Consider the following 19,907-nt stretch of genomic DNA (forward strand, 5'->3'; position numbering starts at 1 on the left):
CTGGAACAGGGTGACGTTGTCACCGCAACTCAGCTTGCCCGGCTTACTCTTTATCTTTCGCGTTTCATTTGCGCTGGCATCAATTCCTCACACCAGTTACATACTGAAATTGTATGCATCTGGCGATTCGTCATTTCGCCATTTTCCTGAAACCCGAAGGATTTAGAGTAACGCTCTGTGCAATGGGGAGAGGTTGACGCCTTTCGCCACAAAGCCTTTGAGCCATTCCGGGGCTTGCTCAAGCACCTGGCGAGCACGAGACTCAGTGTCAAATTCAGCAAAGACACAAGCCCCTGTACCAGTCAGGCGCGACGGCGCGTATTCTAACAGCCAGGAAAGCGCCGCATCAACCTCGCGAAAACGTTTTCTTGCGATAACCTCGCAATCATTGCCGAATTCACATTTTAGTAACGTTTTTATTGACCTTTTTGGCGTGTTGCGCGGGAGGTCGGGATCGTTAAAAATCACCGGTGTCGGAATACTGACTCCCGGATGAGCAACCAGATACCACTTTTCCTCAGGCTCGACCGGCGTCAGAATTTCGCCAACGCCTTCGGCAAAGGCCGCGTGGCCGCGCACGAATACGGGAACATCCGCCCCCAGCGTTAAGCCGAGTGCCGCCAGTTCATCAACCGAAAGTCCGCACTGCCAGAGATGGTTCAACGCCACCAGAACGGTTGCCGCATTAGACGAACCTCCGCCAAGACCGCCGCCCATCGGCAGGCGTTTGTCGATACTGATGTCCGCACCGCTCCCTTTGGGAAGGCAATTGCTTTCAGATGCCGCTTTCATCAGCGAACGTGCCGCACGGACGATCAGATTGTCTTCATGCGCAACGCCTTCCACTGGGGTTAACAGGTGAATTTCGCCGTCGCTACGCGGCGTAATATCTATCGTGTCGCCATAATCAAGAAACTGAAATAAGGTCTGCAGCGTGTGGTAACCGTCCGCACGCTGTCCGGTGATGTATAAAAACAAATTCAGTTTTGCCGGAGAGGGCCAATGGGTCATCATTTCACAATCCAGTTATCCATTTTCAGCTTAATACGCTGGGAGCCGTCGGACAGCTCCATGTTTGCTGGCATCGCTGGCTGGGTTTTGCTGTCGTAGGCGCTATAGACCACTTTCCAGTTTTTACCGTCTTTGCTGTAGTTCACTTCACTCAGACGATATTGGTCGTCGAGCTTATAATCGGTGGCGTCACCTGGCAGTCCAAGGATCCACTGGCGCAGGCTGTTTAATGGGATAGGCATGCCGGTCAGTTTGCCGATCATCTCTTCAGCGTCGTCGGCGGTGTAATGCTTGCCTTTGTTATCGACCAGTTCGACGTTGCCCGGCTGCGCATTAAGTTCCAGTTCAGTGCTGCCCAGAGGGTTGGTCAGCAGGAGACGATAGCGATCCTGACCGGTTTGCTGCCAGAAAAATCGGGCATACACTTTCTGTTGATCGGAAATATAGGCAAACGCACCACGCGTCTGATACTGGTTCAGGGCGCGAACTTCCTGTTGGTGCTGGCGCCACTGCGGAGAATCGGGGCTTTTACCGGGACCTTTAGGCGTGTTGAGCGTACAGGCAGTAAGAACCAGGGCCGCCAGCGGCAGCAGGCGAATCAGGCGAAAATCAGGCAGGGTCATAATGATGACAAATCCTTGAGATACGTTGCAGTTATAACTCTTAATGCTAGCGCCGCCATCAGACATCGTCTACGTTCAAGTTATCTTAAATCGCTTAAATTTGTGCACTAAGCTATTACTCCAAAAGGGGTCAGTCTCTTTTATTGACCGCACGCATCCTGTATGATGCACCCAGTCTAACCTTATCAACGCTGGTACTATTCCCGCACACATGACCCTTTTAGCGCTTGGTATTAACCATAAAACGGCACCTGTATCGCTGCGAGAACGCGTAACGTTTTCGCCGGATACGCTCGATCAGGCGCTGGACAGCCTGCTCGCGCAGCCAATGGTGCAGGGCGGGGTAGTGCTGTCGACGTGTAACCGCACGGAGCTGTATCTCAGCGTTGAAGAGCAGGATAACCTGCAAGAAGCGCTGGTTCGCTGGCTGTGTGAATACCATAACCTCAATGAAGAAGATCTGCGCAACAGCTTGTACTGGCACCAGGACAACGACGCGGTCAGTCATTTGATGCGTGTTGCCAGCGGTCTGGATTCACTGGTGCTCGGTGAACCGCAAATTCTTGGGCAGGTGAAAAAAGCGTTTGCGGATTCGCAAAAAGGTCACCTGAACGCCAGTGCGCTGGAACGCATGTTCCAGAAATCATTCTCTGTCGCAAAACGTGTACGTACAGAAACTGACATCGGCGCCAGCGCCGTGTCGGTGGCGTTTGCCGCCTGTACCCTGGCGCGGCAGATATTTGAATCGCTCTCCACGGTAACCGTGCTGTTAGTCGGTGCGGGCGAAACCATTGAGCTGGTAGCGCGACATCTGCGCGAGCACAAAGTGAAGAAGATGATCATCGCCAACCGTACTCGCGAGCGTGCGCAGGTGCTGGCGGATGAAGTCGGCGCCGAGGTGATTTCACTGAGTGATATAGACGCGCGTTTACAGGATGCCGATATCATTATCAGTTCTACCGCCAGTCCGCTGCCGATTATCGGCAAAGGAATGGTGGAACGTGCGCTTAAAAACCGCCGCAATCAGCCTATGTTGCTGGTGGATATCGCCGTACCGCGCGATGTCGAGCCGGAAGTGGGTAAATTGTCTAACGCCTATCTGTACAGCGTTGATGACCTGCAAAGCATCATTTCGCATAACCTGGCCCAGCGCAAAGCGGCGGCGGTGGAAGCCGAAACGATAGTGGAGCAGGAAGCCAGCGAGTTTATGGCCTGGCTACGCGCCCAGGGCGCAAGCGACACTATCCGCGAGTATCGCAGTCAGTCAGAACAGATCCGTGATGAACTGACCGCCAAAGCGTTGGCCGCTCTTCAACAGGGCGGTGATGCGCAAGCCATTATGCAGGATCTGGCCTGGAAACTGACCAATCGCCTGATTCATGCACCAACCAAATCACTTCAACAGGCCGCCCGTGACGGGGATAGTGAACGCCTGAATATTCTGCGCGACAGCCTCGGGCTGGAGTAGCAGCACACCAATCTTATTTTTTACAGGGTGCATTTACGCCTATGAAGCCTTCTATCGTTGCCAAACTGGAAGCCCTGCATGAACGCCATGAAGAAGTTCAGGCGCTGCTCGGTGATGCGGGTACTATCGCAGACCAGGATCGCTTTCGTGCGCTGTCGCGCGAATATGCGCAATTAAGCGATGTATCTCGCTGTTTTACGGACTGGCAACAGGTTCAGGAAGATATCGAGACGGCTCAGATGATGCTCGACGATCCTGAAATGCGTGAAATGGCGCAGGATGAACTGCGCGAGGCAAAAGAGAAATGTGAGCAGCTGGAACAGCATCTGCAGGTCCTGCTATTACCTAAAGATCCCGATGACGAACGTAACGCCTTCCTCGAAGTGCGCGCGGGAACCGGTGGTGATGAAGCGGCGCTGTTTGCCGGCGATCTGTTCCGCATGTACAGCCGTTACGCAGAATCGCGTCGCTGGCGGGTTGAGATCATGAGCGCCAGCGAAGGCGAGCATGGCGGGTTTAAAGAAGTCATTGCCAAGATTAGCGGCGAAGGCGTTTACGGGCGACTGAAGTTTGAGTCTGGCGGCCATCGCGTGCAGCGCGTACCTGCGACGGAATCGCAGGGGCGTATTCATACCTCTGCCTGTACGGTCGCGGTTATGCCGGAACTGCCGGATGCCGAACTGCCGGACATCAACCCGGCCGATCTGCGTATTGACACCTTCCGTTCATCAGGCGCGGGCGGTCAGCACGTTAACACCACCGACTCCGCAATCCGTATTACCCACTTACCGACCGGTATCGTAGTGGAATGCCAGGACGAACGTTCACAGCATAAAAACAAAGCCAAAGCGATGTCGGTGCTGGGGGCGCGAATTCGTGCGGCCGAAGTGGCAAGACGTCAACAGGCGGAAGCCTCTGAACGCCGCAACCTGTTGGGCAGTGGCGATCGCAGCGATCGTAACCGTACCTATAACTTCCCGCAGGGTCGTGTGACCGATCACCGCATTAACCTGACGCTCTACCGTCTGGATGAAGCGATGGAAGGCAAACTGGATATGCTCATTGAGCCGATTGTCCAGGAATACCAGGCCGATCAACTGGCGGCATTGTCCGAGCAGGATTAATGGATTATCAGCACTGGCTGCGTGAAGCGATAAGCCAATTACAGGCAAGCGAAAGCCCGCGCCGTGACGCCGAGATTTTACTCGAGTTCGTTACTGGTAAAGGGCGCACCTTTATTCTGGCTTTCGGCGAAACGGAGTTAACCGAGGCGCAGCGTCAACAGCTTGATACGCTACTGGAGCGGCGTCAGCGGGGAGAGCCGGTGGCGCACTTAACCGGCGTGCGTGAGTTCTGGTCGTTGCCGCTGTTTGTGTCTCCAGCCACGCTTATTCCGCGTCCGGATACCGAGTGTCTGGTGGAGCAGGCGCTGGCTCGCCTGCCGGCCTCAGCGTGTCGTATTCTCGATTTGGGAACCGGCACGGGTGCCATTGCGCTGGCGCTGGCAACCGAGCGTCCGGATTGTGCAGTGACAGCTGTAGACCGCATGCCTGATGCCGTGGCACTGGCCATTCGCAACAAGCAGCAACTGGGCATCGACAATGTTTGCGTGCTGCAAAGTAACTGGTTCAGCGCATTGCAGGGACAGCAGTTTGACATGATTGTCAGCAATCCGCCGTATATCGACGAACAGGATCCGCACCTGGCGCAAGGCGACGTTCGCTTTGAACCGCTGTCGGCGCTGGTGGCGGGCGATCAGGGACTGGCGGATATCGTGCATATCATCGACCAGTCTCTGCGCATGTTAACGCCCGGCGGCTATCTGTTGCTGGAACATGGTTGGCAGCAGGGCGAGGCCGTCCGTGATGCCTTTACTCGTGCGGGTTACCTGGCGGTTGAAACCTGTCGTGACTATGGCGGCAACGAGCGAATTACGCTTGGACGCATCCCATCATGAGTACCTTCGGTGTGTTACTCAACGTCCATCTCATCAGCATTGCGCTTTCGGTTGGTTTGCTGACGCTGCGATTTTGGTGGCGTTACACCGACTCGTGCCTTGCCTGCGCGCGCTGGACGCGCATCGTGCCGCCGGTTGTCGATACCGTTTTATTACTCAGCGGCGTAGCGTTAATGGTTAAAGCGCACATCCTGCCATTCACTGAGCACGGGACATGGCTGACTGAAAAGCTGTTTGGGGTTATCATTTACATCGTTTTGGGTTTTATTGCGCTCGATTATCGTCGGGCGCGCAGTCAGCAGGCGCGATTAATCGCTTTTCCGCTGGCGCTGGTGGTGCTGTACATCATCATTAAACTCGCCACCACAAAAATACCGTTACTGGGGTAAGCATGAGGTCGTTAGCTGATTTCGAATTTAATAAAGCGCCATTGTGTGATGGGATGATCCTGGCGTCGGAGTCTATCCGTCTGGATTTTCCAACACAAACTGTCTATGACGAACTGGAACGTCTGGTCAGTCTGGCGCAAGAAGAAATTAGCCAGCTCCTGTCTCAGGATGAGCAACTGGAAAAACTGCTGGCACTTTTTTACGGCGAATGGGGTTTTACGGATACCCACGGCGTCTATCGTCTTTCTGATGCACTATGGCTTGATCAGGTACTGAAAAGTCGTCAGGGCAGTGCCGTATCCCTGGGTGCGATCTTATTGTGGATTGCCAACCGACTGGAGCTGCCACTGGTGCCGGTGATTTTCCCGACACAACTCATCCTGCGTATTGAATCGCTCGATGGCGAAATGTGGCTAATCAATCCGTTCAATGGCGAAACGTTAAATGAGCACACGTTGGAAGTGTGGCTGAAGGGGAATATCAGCCCGGTCGCGGAGCTGTTTAACGAAGACCTGGATGAGGCGGATAATGCAGAAGTAATTCGTAAGCTGCTCGACACGCTGAAATCATCGCTGATGGAAGAGCGGCAAATGGAGCTGGCGCTGCGTGCCAGCGAAGCACTATTACAGTTTAATCCTGAAGATCCGTATGAAATACGCGATCGTGGATTAATTTACGCGCAGCTGGAGTGTGAACATGTTGCGCTGACCGATTTAAGTTATTTCGTTGAACAGTGTCCGGAAGACCCGATCAGCGAAATGATTCGTGCGCAGATTAATACTATTTCGCACAAGCAAATTGTATTGCATTGATTAATGACACTTTACCTACCGTTTAAGGCGATCCTATGAAACAAAAAGTGGTTAGCATTGGCGACATCAACGTGGCAAATGACCTGCCGTTCGTGCTGTTTGGCGGAATGAACGTGCTGGAATCCCGCGATCTGGCGATGCGCATTTGTGAGCACTACGTAACCGTTACTCAAAAGCTGGGTATCCCTTACGTGTTCAAAGCCTCCTTTGATAAAGCCAACCGTTCTTCCATCCACTCTTACCGTGGGCCGGGCCTTGAAGAAGGGATGAAAATCTTCCAGGAACTGAAGCAGACTTTTGGCGTAAAAGTGATCACCGACGTTCACGAAGCCAGCCAGGCTCAGCCTGTTGCTGACGTGGTGGATGTAATTCAGCTGCCGGCCTTCCTCGCTCGTCAGACCGATCTGGTGGAAGCGATGGCGAAAACCGGTGCTGTTATCAACGTGAAAAAACCGCAGTTCGTAAGCCCGGGCCAGATGGGCAATATCGTGGATAAATTCCATGAAGGCGGCAACGACAAAGTAATTCTGTGCGACCGTGGCGCGAACTTTGGTTATGACAACCTGGTTGTGGATATGCTGGGCTTCAGCGTGATGAAGAAAGTTTCTGGCAACTCGCCGGTGATTTTTGACGTTACCCATGCGCTGCAATGCCGTGACCCGTTTGGCGCAGCAAGCGGCGGTCGTCGTGCGCAGGTTACTGAACTGGCGCGCGCGGGTATGGCGGTAGGTCTGGCCGGTCTGTTTATTGAAGCGCATCCTGATCCAGCCAATGCGAAATGCGACGGTCCATCCGCGCTGCCGCTGGCGAAACTGGAACAGTTCCTGACTCAGATTAAAGCGATTGATGATCTGGTTAAAAGCTTCGACGAGCTGGATACTGAGAACTAAGAAAGTGTTGCAGTCCGGAGAGATATCTCTTCGGACTGCTGTTTGAGAAAAGTGTTAAGGGTGGGCGTCAGGCGCCAAACGCACCATCAATTGTATGCATTGCCCCCGTCACAAATCCAGCCTCAGGGCCTGCAAGCCAGGCAACCATTCCCGCAACTTCCTCTGGACGGCCATGTCGTTTTAGCGCCATAAAACTGTGCATCACCTCTTTCAGTGGGCCATCTTCCGGGTTGGCATCGGTATCAATAGGACCCGGTTGAACCACGTTTACCGTAATGCCCCGCGGTCCAAAATCACGTGCCAGCCCCCGGGCCAGCCCTTGCAGCGCTGATTTACTCACCGCATAAGAGGCCAGGCCAGCAAGAGGCATACGGTCGCCATTCACAGAACCAATAATGATAATGCGTCCGCCGTCAGGCATCTGTCGTGCCGCTTCCACGGCCGCATAGTATGGGGAGTGAATGTTAATCCGGAACAGTCGCTCCACGTCATCCGGATCCTGCTCCAGCGCATCACCAAACAGAATAATGCCTGCATTAACTACCAGCACGTCCAGCGGGCCGCTTTCGCGTACCCGGTTGATGACGGCGTTACGATCGGCGCTATCGGTTTGCGCTGTCTGGGTACCCGTCTCATCAGCAAGCGCTTTGGCAGCGTCAGGGGAGCCTGAATAGGTAAAGGTAACCGATGCGCCATCCGCGGCAAAACGGCGCACGATAGCCGCGCCAATCCCACGACTGCCGCCAAGAACCAGAACTGACTTGCCATTAAAAGAAGACATGAGGTACTCCTTGAACAATTATGTAGTGATCGATATATAATAGGTGCACAGTTTTCTGTCAATGGATTTGTAATGAACACTACAAAATGCACTCGAGCACCTGGACGCCCACGTAATTTTGATCCAGAAATGGCCGTTGCCAAAGTACAACCCTTGTTTCACGCACATGGCTATGACGCCGTTAGCGTGGCGGATGTCACCGCGGCGTTGTCGATCAAACCCCCCAGTTTCTATGCTGCTTTTGGGAACAAAATCGGTCTTTATGAACGCGTGCTTGGTCGCTATGTACAAACCGATGCGATTCCGTTTGATGATATTTTGCGCCCCGACAAACCCGTTTCTGCATGTCTTACCGATCTGCTTGAAGAGGCGGCGCGACGTTATGCCGCAGATCCGCATACGCCGGGATGTTTGGTCCTGGAGGGCACGCACAGTAACGATCCGCAGGCGCGGAAGGTCGCGCGGAATTTCTACTCGGCTGCCGAACATAAAATTCACGACTTTATCGCACAGCGGCATCCTAAAGAGGCTGACAGCCTGACTGATTACGTCAGTACCACAATGCTTGGCCTGTCGGGAAAAGCGCGTTGCGGGCATTCGTTCGAACGTCTGCTAGCCAGCGCGCGAATCGCCAGCGTAGCGGTGCGGCATCAGCTTTCCTGATTTTCATCACGTGAAAAGGTAGATAAATATGATGGGTAAACTGGGACTTCGCTTTAATACTCCCCCTCCGGCTATTCGCAAAGCAACGTTGGCCGCAATTCTGATCGGAACTTCATTTCTGGCGCATTCTCAGGACAAGGCCGATGTTATTTTGTATAACGGCAAGCTGATTACCATGGATGAACAACAACCCAACGCGCAGGCGCTGGCGGTAAAAGGGCGGCATATTATTGCGGTGGGTAATAATGAAACGGTGAAAAAATGGTCCGGACCGAACACGAAGGAAATCAATCTTACGGGGCAAACCGTTATTCCGGGATTAATTGATGCGCATCTGCATGGCATTCGGGGTGGGAGGACGTTTTTATTTGAAACCTACTGGTTTGATACTAAAAATTTACCCGATGCGTTAAATAAATTGTCGCAATCTGCGGCACAGAAAAATACTGCGCAATGGGTGGCGGTGGCTGGCTCATGGATACCTGAACAATTTGCTGAAAAACGGGATCCGACGGTTCAGGAACTGAATCAGGCGGTGCCTCATCATCCTGCGTATATACAAAGTCTTTATGACTATGCCCTGTTAAATCAAAAGGCTATCGAGACCCTAAAACTTAATAGTCCACAGCCGGATGTTCCGGCAGGGATCGTGATAGAACGCGATGACAAAGGGCTGGCAACGGGGAAATTGCGCGGGACCATTGGCAGTTTTAACCAGCTTTTCGCCCAGATTAGCCAGACTTCCGATGTTGAAAAGAACCTTAACGCCTTTGTTCGTTATTTAAATAAACGCGGCGTGGTCGGGTTTATCGATCCTTCTGCCGGGCATGAGCAAGCTTATCGTGATTTCTTTAAACTTCAGCAGCAGCAACCTCTCAGGATACGTGTTGGATATCGTTTATCCGCACCGCCTGGTAATGAAACGGAATGGTTTAAACAACGTCTGGCATTTCGCCCGGCAATACACGATGACGGCAGAATAGCCTTTCTGGGCTTCGGTGAAAGCCTGGTGATGGCAATGAATGACGGCGTACGGATGTCATCTGGATTTAAGTCTTCTGCACAATCCCAGCAAGAACAATTTAAGGTGCTCCAGCTTGCCGCCCAGGAAGGGGTCGCCGTAGAAATACATGCCTATACCGATGACAGTGCGGATGCGATTTTAGATCTCATTAGCGAGGTGGCTAAATCGTATGACATTGCTCCGTTACGCTGGTCTATTGCGCATCTCAATACCGGTACGCCAGAAACAATTACCCGCATGAAGAAACTCGGCTTGGCCTATTCTGTCCAGATGGGGCCATATTTTGAATCTCCCGCCATTGGACGCGCAAATGGTAAAACGGTGGCGGCACTCTCATCACCAGTTCAACCCGCGTTAGAGCAGGGGGTAATCGTTGCCGGCGGTACAGATGCGACGCGGATTGGCGTTGCGGGAGTGTGGCATGCCATTGAGTATCATGTCACAGGTAAAGCACTCGACGGCTCAGTACGCCATGACACCCGCCAGTTAAGTCGGGAAGATGCGTTAAAAATGTATACCCGAAATGCCGCCTGGCTGGCTTTTGCAGAACAGCAGAGGGGTAGTTTGCGGGAAGGTAAGTTCGCCGATTTTGCGGTGCTTAATCAGGATATTATGGCTATTCCGGCAGACAAATTGCACCAAACGGAGTCGTTATTAACGTTTGTCGATGGTCAACAGGTTTATCCGGAGCTGTGAGCGGTAAAAGAAAACGGCCCTGAGAAGGGCCGTGGGTTCTACCAGAAAAACTCATCAGGCAAATATCGTCATCAGATAGGCGATAAACAGCGCCAGATGCGCCGCACCGTTAAGCACATTGGTGCGTCCGGTGGAGAAAGATATGTGGCACAGTACCAGTGATGAAACCATCACAATCATCTCTGGCGCGCCCAGCGCAAAGACCAAATCATTCCCGGTTGCCCATGCGATCAGGGTCACTACCGGAACGGTCAGTGAAATGGTGGCTAATACTGAACCGAAAAACAAATTCATCGCCCGCTGTACCTGGTTGCTCAGAACCGCTTTCAGCGAACCCAGTCCTTCAGGAGAGAGGATCAGTAACGCTACCAGGAAACCGGTAAAGGCGACCGGCGCATTCAGTTCAGTCAGCAATGTCTCCAGCGGGCTGGCGTTCATCTTGGTCACAGCAATAACGGCGATCAGATGAATGATAAGCCAGGCAGCGTGCCATAAATTGCTATGTGCTGACGGTTTACCGTGATGCGGGTCGTCGTCGTCACCCTCGTCTTCATGCTCGTAAATGAACAGACTCTGGTGCGTTTTAGTTTGGATCAGCAAAAATACACCGTACATTGCCGCAGAAATTAACGCCACCAACAGCGCTTGTGCGGTAGTGAAATTCGCACCCGGTAAAGCCATCGGGAACACCAGTACAATAATGGCCAGTGGGAACAGAGCAATTAAATACTGCTTAATACCAAACAGATTCATATACTGAGTGGCAAATTTACGGCCACCTAACAGTAATGAAAAACCGACCAGGCCGCCGGTTACGATCATAATGATTGAATATAGCGTATCGCGCATGAGCGTAGGCGCTGCATCGCCGGTCGCCATTAATGCGGAGATTAAGCTGACTTCAAGAATAACAACGGACAGGCTGAGGATCAGCGACCCGTAGGGTTCGCCAAGTCGATGTGCTAATACATCCGCATGACGGACAACACTGAATGCACTGCTTAATATACCAATAAGGGCCAGCGCATTAATGCCGATGACCACTGGTAGTGACTGACTGCTCCCCCATAAGAACAGTACTACCAGTGCCAAAATCGGGAAGACGAGAGAGGTCTCCTTGTGGCGGGTTTTTACCGCCTCATGTACGTGTGTCATTGAATTAATTCTCCGTCTCTGCAGGTATTTATACCCGTCATACTTCAAGTTGCTTATGCGTTGGCTACGCTCGCTCACCCCAGTCACATAGTTATCTATGCTCCTGGGGATTCACTCCCTTGCCGCCTTTAAGCAACTCGAATTATTTAGGGTATATAATTATAAAAAGTATTAAAGAATGTAAAAAATAACAGAAAACCTGGTTTTGTAGGTGACATTTTACGAAATTTTACTACATCGCTTATTTTTCCTCTCAAAGCGGTCAAAAACAAAGTTCTAGCTTATAGACTGTTTAATTAACAGAAGGTTAGATGAAGAAATTTTCTATAAATGCCCATTATTGGCGCATCACCGCATTGTTAACCACACTTAAGGTTTAGCCTAAAAAGAGGAGTTCACAATGCCATATAAATCCAAAAGCGATCTGCCTGAAAGCGTGCAGCATGTTCTGCCAGCCCATGCTCAGGACATCTACAAAGAAGCTTTCAACAGCGCCTGGGAACAATATAAAGATAAATCTGACCGTCGTGATGATGCTACCCGAGAAGAGACAGCACACAAGGTGGCGTGGGCCGCGGTCAAAAATGATTATCAAAAAGGTGATGATGATAAATGGCATAAAAAGGCGTAACAGTATCAATTATAATGCCTTTATGAACTAGCTTGCATCAGGCGTTAGCGAATCGTGCTACGCCGCGCCGTTGCTGGCTTGCAAGCGAGCGGTGAATTGCCTATTGTCCAGCTATTGGTTTCAAAATGAGCAGTTAAAAAGCCCGGAAGGCGTCAAAAAAGTTGTCGCAGGGAAGCAGCAGTGGCGGAGGTGTAAGGTGTTAACGCGTGATTTTTTATTGAATGCCGACTGTAAGACGGCATTTGGTGCTATTGAAGAATCACTACTCTGGTCAGCGGAACAACGGGCAGCCTCACTGGCCGCCACGCTTGCATGCCGACCAGATGATGGACCGGTGTGGATCTTCGGTTATGGATCATTGATGTGGAACCCGGCCTTAGAATTTGAAGAGTCCTGTACCGGGACGTTAGTCGGCTGGCACCGTGCCTTTTGCCTGCGTCTGACGGCGGGGCGAGGAACGGCGTGTCAGCCAGGACGTATGCTGGCCCTGAAAGAGGGCGGACGCACCACCGGTGTGGCCTACCGTTTGCCGGACGCGTCCCTGGAACAAGAGCTTTCACTGCTGTGGAAGCGAGAAATGATCACCGGCTGTTATCTGCCGACCTGGTGTCAGTTGGCGCTTGATGACGGCAGGACGGTGAACGCACTGGTCTTTATTATGGATCCGCGTCATCCGCTGTTTGAGTCAGACACGCGCGCGCAGGTTATTGCGCCGCTTATCGCCGCGGCGAGCGGACCTTTAGGCACCAACGCCCAGTATCTGTTCTCACTGGAACAGGAGCTGGTCAAGTTGGGGATGCAAGATGATTGTCTTAACGATCTGGTGATCACGGTCAAACGATTGTTGGGAGAGAATCTGCCGGAAGGTGTTATGCGTCCAGGATTTGCCTAATATCGCCCGATGTTGTATGCCCGATAAGCCAGGTGCTTATCGGGCGTTTAACGCTTAGGCTGCAATAAAACTTATCGAATGCTCAAGCGACTGGCTATGGCTGTCGATCAGCACATTCCAGACGCCGGTATACGGTACGGTTAACCATGCGTTATCACGATCCTGCACGCTTAAGATGTCGGACTGCGTGTCTTTGACGTGATTTTTCTCGCTTATCAGGTGGATGTGGCAACGCTCAGAACAGCGCACGACTACCGTATCACCACCAAATAACTTTAAACTCGCCTTCACTAATGCCATTTTTCACCCCGTTCTTGAAAACAACGTACTTTCTGTCGAAAGTGCTGCGTGATGTTGTTCACATTTCACTCATTGCATAACACCAAAGGGGGGGCAACAGGATGCTGATTTTGATCAAAAAATGGCATAACGATTAAACAAAAGTGACAAAATCCCTCAAAAGGGTTGAAAAGGCGTGCTAACGTTCAACGAAACCGCGCCCATCTAAGATTAAATCCGGAAATTTCCGGCACTTTCAGTGCGCGTGCCTGCAAGCGCTGTCAGAAGGTCAGCACTTTATCTGCAGCCAGCGTCCATTGAGCCAGTTCAACCAGCGTGCCGACGGCTACTCCGTCAATTAACGGTAGCGTCGTGATCCCACGGCCATCGGTGCAGGTTTTGCACAGTTTGACCGGCACATTTTGCGCCGTCAGGATCTCCAGCATTTGCTGAATATTATATCCTTCCGCAGGTTTTTGACCGCTAAGCCCCGCCGTTACCGCGTCCGACATTAAAAACAGACGCAGGTCGAGATCCGCTTCCTGTTCGCGCAGGGCGATGGCCAGACGCAGGCTGTTAAATAACGATTCGCTTCCATAGGCTGCACCGTTCGCGACGATCACTATCTTTTGCATTATTACTCCTGTTGTCAGATGGAAGGGATAATTCCTGGCGTGTATGTTACTCCCTGTTCCTGATGTGGGAAAGAAAGCATTGTTGCAGGAGTGGGTACCTCTAATTATCCATGTCAGAAAATCCCGAAAACGGGGATAAAGGCTGCAATTAACAGCCGAAGACGTTATGGTTTAGGTTAAGTGTGTCTAATTAATTGATGTAAGAAACAACTGACGATTTGAGCCGTAATATTTATTTTTCTCTCGCTGTATTCTCACTCTTGCCATTGGCAGGCGGTATTGCCAATGCACGGACATCTTTTATTCACCAGGCTGAAAACCCTTTCGATAACAATAGTGATGGCTTACCCGATCTCGGTATGGCGCCGGAGTCGCGGGCAGGCGAAAAGCACTTTGCCGAAATGGTCAAAGCGTTTGGTGAAGCCAGCATGACCGATAACGGGCTTGATACGGGTGAACAGGCGAAGCAGTTCGCATTTGGTCAGGTGCGTGACACGGTCAGTGAACAGGTTAATCAGCAACTGGAATCCTGGCTCTCTCCCTGGGGAAACGCCAGCGTTGGATTGCAGATGGATAACGAAGGCAGCTTTACCGGAAGTCGGGGAAGCTGGTTTATCCCATGGCAGGACAATCAACGATATTTAACCTGGAGCCAGTTGGGGCTGACGCAACAGGACGAAGGTTTAGTCAGCAATGCGGGGATTGGGCAGCGCTGGGTACGCGACGGCTGGTTTCTGGGTTACAACACTTTCTATGACAACCTGTTGGATGAAAATCTGCCCCGGGGAGGCCTTGGCGCCGAGGCGTGGGGCGAATACTTGCGCTTATCCGCTAACTATTACCAACCGTTGTCCTCCTGGCAGGAGCGTTCCGCAACCCAGGAACAACGGATGGCCCGCGGCTACGACCTGACTGCGCAAATGCGCATGCCGTTCTATCAACACCTCAATACCAGCGTCAGCGTGGAACAGTATTTTGGCGACCGGGTGGATTTGTTTCATTCCGGAACCGGGTACCACAATCCTGTGGCGGTGAATCTGGGATTGAGCTATACGCCGGTGCCATTGATTACCGTGACGGCACAACATAAGCAGGGCGAAAGCGGAGTCAGCCAGAATAACCTCGGCTTAACGCTGAATTACCGCTTTGGCGTGCCGCTAAAAAAACAACTGATGGTCAGCGAGGTGGCAAACAGCCGATCGCTGCGCGGCAGTCGTTATGACGATCCGCAGCGTAACAATCTGCCGACGCTGGAATATCGCCAGCGTAAAACATTGTCGGTATTTTTGGCCACGCCGCCCTGGGATCTCAAGTCTGGTGAGACGGTGGTGCTGAAGCTGCAGGTGCGTAGTTTGCATGGGATCCGCCATTTGACCTGGCAGGGTGATACCCAGGCGTTGAGTTTAACGGCGGGTAGCGATAACCGAAGCGCGCAAGGCTGGACGATTATTATGCCGAAGTGGGACAGCAGCGAAGGCGCGACAAACCGCTGGCGGTTGTCTGTGGTGGTAGAAGATGAGCAGGGTCAGCGTGTCTCTTCCAATGAGATCACGCTATCACTGACCGAACCGTTTATTACCGTTTCGGAAAATGATCCTCGTTAGCAATGAAGCATCAACGCGTTATCAGAAAATGCGTTCCTGATGTACCCATACCGCGGCTTCGACGCGTGATTTGAGCTTCATTTTCTTCAACATATGCTTCACATGGACTTTTACCGTACTTTCAGTGATGTCCAGACGGCGGGCGATCATCTTGTTCGGCAGCCCCTGGGCAATGAGCTTGAGAATGTCGCGCTCACGCGGTGTCAGTTGGGTGACATCACGGTCCGACGTTGCACGATTAGCACGCAGGCTGGCGGCCAGAACCGGCGTTAAGGCCTCACTCAGCACCATTTCACCGGCCGCTGACTGCTGTAAGGCTTTGAGTAAATCTTCAGGCTCCATATCTTTCAGCAGATAACCGTCAGCGCCGCGTTTCAGTGCGGTAACTACGTCTTCTTCATGATTGGATACGCTAAACACAACGATACGGCCCGACAGTGACTTTTCACGCAGCTTATCGAGAGTTTCCAGGCCGTTCATGCCGGGCATGTTGAGATCAAGCAGGATCAGATCGGGATCAAGGGATTCAGCCAGCTCGATACCCTGCTCACCATTGCTGGCTTCGCCGACAACGGTAATATCGGGCGCCATGCTGACAAGCTGTTTTACACCGGTTCGCAGCATCGGATGATCGTCGATCAACAGGATGGTTGCCGGTTCCAGATTACTCATGGGTATCTCCTTGGACTTCTGTGAAGTTTGTTTCGGGAATAAAAGTGACAGCAACTTCAGTACCGCCCGTCTCGCGACGGCGTACGCGGCAATCGCCGCGCAAGCTCTGCGCACGGTCGCGCATTATAATCATGCCGTAGTGGTTACTGCGTTCGGCGTTTTCCGGTACGCCGCAGCCGTTATCTTGCACTGTTAGTTTGACCTGCTTGCCATTTTGCACCACCGTCACGACCACTTCATTGGCCTGAGAGTGTTTAAGTGCATTACTCAGGGCTTCGCGCGCAATTTGTAGCAGGTGAATCGCCTGATGCGAAGGGACCAGGCGTGGCGGTAGCTGATAATCCAGCTTAACCGTAAATCCAAAACGGGCGCTGTACTCCTGACAGCTGGCTTCAAGCGCCGGTCGTAATCCAGGTTCCGTGAGCTGTAAACGGAAGGTGGTTAACAGCTCACGCAGTTGTGCCCATGAAGCATTCAGCTCGTTACGTATCTGGCTGAGCAACTCGCGACAGTTATCTGAAAGCGCATCGCCCTGCATCTGCAAACAGCTAACCTGCATCTTCATACAAGAGAGCGATTGTGCAATAGAATCATGAAGTTCGCGTGCAATGGTGGCACGCTCTTCCATCACGATCAACTGCTGTTGACGCTCCTGATGTCTGTCGAGCGCGAGCGTTGCGGTCAGTTGCTCAACCAGGGTATCAACCAACTGCTGCTGATCGTGGCTGAGATGGCGTCCGTTCGGCAAGGTGGCGAGCAGAATACCATATTGGGTATGCGCATCGGTCAGCCGCCATTTCAATGTGATCCCGCCGTCAATCGCGGGCAGTGTTCCGCGAGGACACAGATGGCAACCTTTTTCATCACAGCTGGCATTGGACTGACAGGTAAATTCCTGATGATTGTCTTCATCTTCCAGGTCGTAAACCCGGAGTTCAATATCATGTAGCAAGGTCAAATTTTGCAGACCGTTCAGCACCGGAGAGAGGCGTTCGCACAACGGCACCTGAGAGTGCAGGCGGCGGTTGGCTTGCCACAGAAAAGAAAGGATCTGATTTTTGTGCTCCAGTCCCGCCGTTTTTTCCTGCACCCGCTGTTCCAGCACGGCATAACTCTCAGCCAGCTCTTCGGACATATTATTCAGTGCCGAACCCAGAGCGGCCATCTCATTACGCCCGCTGATACGCGCGCGTTGGGTAAAATCACGTTGGCTGACGGCTCGCGCCATCGCCAGCAGCTGTTTCCACGGCTCTAACAGGCGCACGCGCAGCCAGATAATGGTGAAAACCAGCAGCAATGCCATAAATATGGCCATCAGGCGATGCAGCAGGACGACGCGTTCAATGCGTAATTCGGTGGTATGGTCAAAGGCGGTAACCAGCTTATCCAGACCGCCTACAAAGCGCGTCACATCCTGCGCTACCGCATCAGGCGTTTGCGCATGCGCAAGCCCCGGCGCCAGTTCAGTGTGCCAGTAATCCTGTAGTGCTTTTAACTGCGCCTGTTGTCCGTCTCGCTTTGCGGCACGCGTCAACTCCGGGCTAAACGCCGTTTTCTCCATTTCATCCAGAAGCGGTTGATCGCTAGCGTCCAGCGGTACGGCTGCCAGCAGGCGATAACTCTGCATGCGCAGCGATCCCGCTTTGTTGATTGCATGGGCGCTACCCTGAACGCCCTGAACCAGCCAGCCGGAGACAGCCATACCCGCCACGCCGATGGCTGTGGACAATAAAACAATCAGCGCCACCTGGTTGACCAGCGTAAGCGGGGAGAGACAACGTTTAAACATGGTGACTTGTTCCTTCGGGTTTTCGTCGAACAGAAAACCTTATTGAATGACGATTCTGCTGCAGGCAGTGGCGTTATTCTCGGCGATACACTGGAGTATACCCATACCTCAAACGGGCTACCTCTTAATTGCCAGCGGAGGGAGAGATCCTGGGCGAGGGGGAGTAGGGGGCGACAGAAGCGTGAAAAACCACATCTTTTTTACCGAAGTTATGTACTCATTTAGGGTAATGATAAATTTTAGGCATGAATAATGACACCTTTTCCTTTGATTTATATCAACTTACCTCCAGCTGTAAACCCTAATGTTGCAGGCATCGAAACAAGTATCAGAGGTGTCTATGAGTCACTCATCTGCCCCGGAAAGGGCATCTGGAGCTGTAATTACCGAATGGCGGCCGGAAGATCCCGCCTTCTGGCAGCAGCGTGGTCAACGAATCGCCAGCCGTAACCTGTGGATTTCAGTCCCTTGCTTGCTGCTGGCGTTTTGCGTGTGGATGTTATTTAGCGCCGTGGCGGTGAACTTACCGAAAGTCGGTTTTGATTTCACCACTGAACAGCTGTTCATGCTGACGGCATTACCTTCGGTGTCAGGCGCGCTGCTGCGTGTTCCGTACTCCTTTATGGTTCCCCTGTTTGGTGGACGTCGCTGGACAGCGTTTAGCACCGGTATCCTGATCATTCCTTGCGTATGGTTAGGTTTTGCGGTGCAGGATACCTCCACGCCGTTTAGTACTTTTATTATTATCTCTCTGTTGTGCGGTTTCGCCGGTGCGAACTTTGCGTCCAGCATGGCAAACATCAGTTTCTTCTTTCCAAAACAGAAACAGGGTGGTGCGCTGGGTCTGAACGGTGGCCTGGGCAACATGGGCGTCAGCGTGATGCAGTTGGTTGCGCCGCTGGTGGTTTCACTGTCAATCTTTGCCGCATTTGGTAGCCACGGGGTTGAACAACCGGATGGTACGCAGCTGTATCTGGCAAACGCCGCATGGATTTGGGTACCGTTTCTGGCGGTGTTAACGCTGGCTGCATGGTTTGGTATGAATGAACTGGCAACCTCAAAAGCGTCGCTGAAAGAGCAATTGCCGGTGCTGAAACGTGGGCATCTGTGGATTATGAGCCTGCTGTATCTGGCAACCTTCGGTTCATTCATCGGTTTCTCTGCCGGTTTTGCCATGTTGTCAAAAACGCAGTTTCCTGAGGTACAGATCCTGCATTACGCCTTCTTTGGACCGTTGATTGGCGCGCTGGCTCGTTCAGCGGGTGGCGCAATCTCTGACCGTCTGGGCGGAACCCGTGTAACGCTGGTGAACTTTGTGCTGATGGCTATTTTCAGTGCCTTACTGTTCCTGACGCTGCCATCAAACGGCGTTGGCGGCAACTTTATCGCCTTCTTCGCGGTGTTCCTGGCATTGTTCCTGACGGCTGGTCTGGGGAGTGGTTCAACCTTCCAGATGATCTCCGTTATCTTCCGCAAGCTGACGATGGACAGAGTGAAAGCTGAAGGCGGTTCAGAAGAGAAAGCAATGCGCGAAGCAGCAACCGACACCGCGGCAGCGTTGGGCTTTATCTCAGCCATTGGTGCGATTGGCGGCTTCTTTATCCCGAAAGCATTTGGTACGTCTCTGGCGTTAACTGGTTCGCCGGTCGATGCGATGAAAGTCTTTCTGATCTTCTATGTCGCTTGTGTGGTCATCACCTGGGCGGTATACGGACGTCATTCTAAAAAGTAAAAAAGTAGTAGCAGTTGATTATCCATTGCGCGGCGTTAGACCGCGCTTTTTTTTGCTTTAAATTAGTTACAACATACTTATATGTGAGCTCATGACGAAAGTCTGCGAAAACGGTGCTGGTAATATGCCTGGCAGGGGGGATACCCCTTAATACCCACTTATAAAGAATTTAACATTTGTATGATAAGTGATTTTAATAAAATC

At 52.2% G+C, this 19,907-nt stretch carries 20 protein-coding genes; 12 read left to right on the top strand and 8 right to left on the bottom strand.

Annotated elements, in window-relative coordinates:
- Positions 1 to 162 precede the first annotated feature (162 nt).
- Both ispE and lolB read right to left on the bottom strand, forming a co-directional pair.
- A complete protein-coding gene (ispE, locus tag JQN59_RS10710; RefSeq protein WP_008784980.1) occupies positions 163 to 1,014 on the bottom strand; it encodes a 4-(cytidine 5'-diphospho)-2-C-methyl-D-erythritol kinase in 852 nt (283 codons plus the stop codon).
- Positions 1,011 to 1,634, bottom strand: coding sequence for a lipoprotein insertase outer membrane protein LolB (gene lolB / locus JQN59_RS10715; protein ID WP_103014340.1), 624 nt, complete (start codon positions 1,632 to 1,634; stop codon positions 1,011 to 1,013). Before lolB ends, ispE begins: the two co-directional genes overlap by 4 nt.
- Positions 1,635 to 1,845: 211 nt before the next feature.
- Between lolB and hemA the strand changes: the two genes are divergently transcribed.
- The 6 genes from hemA to kdsA are packed head-to-tail and all read left to right on the top strand — an operon-like array spanning position 1,846 to position 7,150.
- The gene (gene hemA / locus JQN59_RS10720) at positions 1,846 to 3,102 is read left to right on the top strand and encodes a glutamyl-tRNA reductase (RefSeq protein WP_003833420.1); all 1,257 of its coding nucleotides are present in this window, start codon (positions 1,846 to 1,848) and stop codon (positions 3,100 to 3,102) included.
- Positions 3,103 to 3,143: 41 nt separating this feature from the next.
- Positions 3,144 to 4,226 (top strand): peptide chain release factor 1, encoded by a 1,083-nt coding sequence (gene prfA, locus JQN59_RS10725; protein ID WP_003020786.1) that lies wholly within the window; start codon positions 3,144 to 3,146, stop codon positions 4,224 to 4,226.
- On the top strand, positions 4,226 to 5,059 hold the full coding sequence (prmC, locus tag JQN59_RS10730) for a peptide chain release factor N(5)-glutamine methyltransferase (RefSeq protein WP_103014341.1): 834 nt from the start codon (positions 4,226 to 4,228) through the stop codon (positions 5,057 to 5,059). Before prfA ends, prmC begins: the two co-directional genes overlap by 1 nt.
- Complete coding sequence (gene sirB2, locus JQN59_RS10735; RefSeq protein ID WP_048224049.1) at positions 5,056 to 5,448, top strand: invasion regulator SirB2; 393 nt, start codon at positions 5,056 to 5,058, stop codon at positions 5,446 to 5,448. Before prmC ends, sirB2 begins: the two co-directional genes overlap by 4 nt.
- 2 nt (positions 5,449 to 5,450) lie before the next feature.
- Positions 5,451 to 6,260: an invasion regulator SirB1 gene (gene sirB1 / locus JQN59_RS10740; protein WP_008784975.1), complete on the top strand. Its 810-nt coding sequence runs from the start codon at positions 5,451 to 5,453 to the stop codon at positions 6,258 to 6,260.
- A 35-nt stretch (positions 6,261 to 6,295) separates the two neighbouring features.
- The gene (gene kdsA / locus JQN59_RS10745) at positions 6,296 to 7,150 is read left to right on the top strand and encodes a 3-deoxy-8-phosphooctulonate synthase (protein ID WP_003020772.1); all 855 of its coding nucleotides are present in this window, start codon (positions 6,296 to 6,298) and stop codon (positions 7,148 to 7,150) included.
- A 67-nt stretch (positions 7,151 to 7,217) separates the two neighbouring features.
- Here the strand turns inward: kdsA and bdcA are convergent, their stop codons facing one another.
- Positions 7,218 to 7,931, bottom strand: coding sequence for an SDR family oxidoreductase (bdcA, locus tag JQN59_RS10750; protein ID WP_048216243.1), 714 nt, complete (start codon positions 7,929 to 7,931; stop codon positions 7,218 to 7,220).
- Positions 7,932 to 8,003: 72 nt separating this feature from the next.
- Between bdcA and JQN59_RS10755 the strand changes: the two genes are divergently transcribed.
- Both JQN59_RS10755 and JQN59_RS10760 read left to right on the top strand, forming a co-directional pair.
- Positions 8,004 to 8,594 carry a TetR/AcrR family transcriptional regulator gene (locus JQN59_RS10755; RefSeq protein WP_048216244.1) on the top strand — a complete coding sequence of 197 codons (591 nt, stop codon included), beginning with the start codon at positions 8,004 to 8,006 and terminating at the stop codon, positions 8,592 to 8,594.
- A 28-nt stretch (positions 8,595 to 8,622) separates the two neighbouring features.
- Entirely contained in the window at positions 8,623 to 10,314 is a 1,692-nt protein-coding gene (locus JQN59_RS10760; protein ID WP_149607719.1) for an amidohydrolase, read from the top strand.
- Positions 10,315 to 10,368: 54 nt separating this feature from the next.
- Here JQN59_RS10760 and chaA read toward each other — a convergent pair whose 3' ends face one another.
- Positions 10,369 to 11,469, bottom strand: a complete 1,101-nt coding sequence (gene chaA, locus JQN59_RS10765) for a sodium-potassium/proton antiporter ChaA (protein WP_204528200.1) — start codon at positions 11,467 to 11,469, stop codon at positions 10,369 to 10,371.
- A 400-nt stretch (positions 11,470 to 11,869) separates the two neighbouring features.
- Here chaA and chaB point away from each other — a divergent pair, with 400 nt between their 5' ends.
- A complete protein-coding gene (chaB, locus tag JQN59_RS10770; RefSeq protein ID WP_008784971.1) occupies positions 11,870 to 12,100 on the top strand; it encodes a putative cation transport regulator ChaB in 231 nt (76 codons plus the stop codon).
- A 196-nt stretch (positions 12,101 to 12,296) separates the two neighbouring features.
- Positions 12,297 to 12,992, top strand: a complete 696-nt coding sequence (locus JQN59_RS10775; RefSeq protein ID WP_016156738.1) for a gamma-glutamylcyclotransferase — start codon at positions 12,297 to 12,299, stop codon at positions 12,990 to 12,992.
- A 54-nt stretch (positions 12,993 to 13,046) separates the two neighbouring features.
- Here JQN59_RS10775 and JQN59_RS10780 read toward each other — a convergent pair whose 3' ends face one another.
- A complete protein-coding gene (locus JQN59_RS10780) occupies positions 13,047 to 13,292 on the bottom strand; it encodes a DUF1883 domain-containing protein (RefSeq protein WP_149607720.1) in 246 nt (81 codons plus the stop codon).
- A 260-nt stretch (positions 13,293 to 13,552) separates the two neighbouring features.
- On the bottom strand, positions 13,553 to 13,906 hold the full coding sequence (locus JQN59_RS10785; protein WP_048216246.1) for a DsrE/DsrF/TusD sulfur relay family protein: 354 nt from the start codon (positions 13,904 to 13,906) through the stop codon (positions 13,553 to 13,555).
- A gap of 218 nt (positions 13,907 to 14,124) precedes the next feature.
- Here JQN59_RS10785 and JQN59_RS10790 point away from each other — a divergent pair, with 218 nt between their 5' ends.
- Positions 14,125 to 15,510 (top strand): YchO/YchP family invasin, encoded by a 1,386-nt coding sequence (locus JQN59_RS10790; RefSeq protein WP_149607721.1) that lies wholly within the window; start codon positions 14,125 to 14,127, stop codon positions 15,508 to 15,510.
- Positions 15,511 to 15,531: 21 nt separating this feature from the next.
- Here the strand turns inward: JQN59_RS10790 and narL are convergent, their stop codons facing one another.
- Complete coding sequence (gene narL, locus JQN59_RS10795; protein WP_003833392.1) at positions 15,532 to 16,182, bottom strand: two-component system response regulator NarL; 651 nt, start codon at positions 16,180 to 16,182, stop codon at positions 15,532 to 15,534.
- Positions 16,175 to 17,971, bottom strand: a complete 1,797-nt coding sequence (gene narX, locus JQN59_RS10800) for a nitrate/nitrite two-component system sensor histidine kinase NarX (protein ID WP_003833391.1) — start codon at positions 17,969 to 17,971, stop codon at positions 16,175 to 16,177. The genes narL and narX overlap by 8 nt, the downstream gene beginning before the upstream one ends.
- A gap of 340 nt (positions 17,972 to 18,311) precedes the next feature.
- Between narX and JQN59_RS10805 the strand changes: the two genes are divergently transcribed.
- Positions 18,312 to 19,703 carry a NarK family nitrate/nitrite MFS transporter gene (locus tag JQN59_RS10805; protein ID WP_003833390.1) on the top strand — a complete coding sequence of 464 codons (1,392 nt, stop codon included), beginning with the start codon at positions 18,312 to 18,314 and terminating at the stop codon, positions 19,701 to 19,703.
- Positions 19,704 to 19,907 lie beyond the last annotated feature (204 nt).

Origin of the sequence: Citrobacter sp. B72 (genome assembly GCF_016894305.1) — a bacterium.
In the GTDB taxonomy this organism is placed as follows: Bacteria; Pseudomonadota; Gammaproteobacteria; order Enterobacterales; family Enterobacteriaceae; genus Citrobacter; species Citrobacter portucalensis.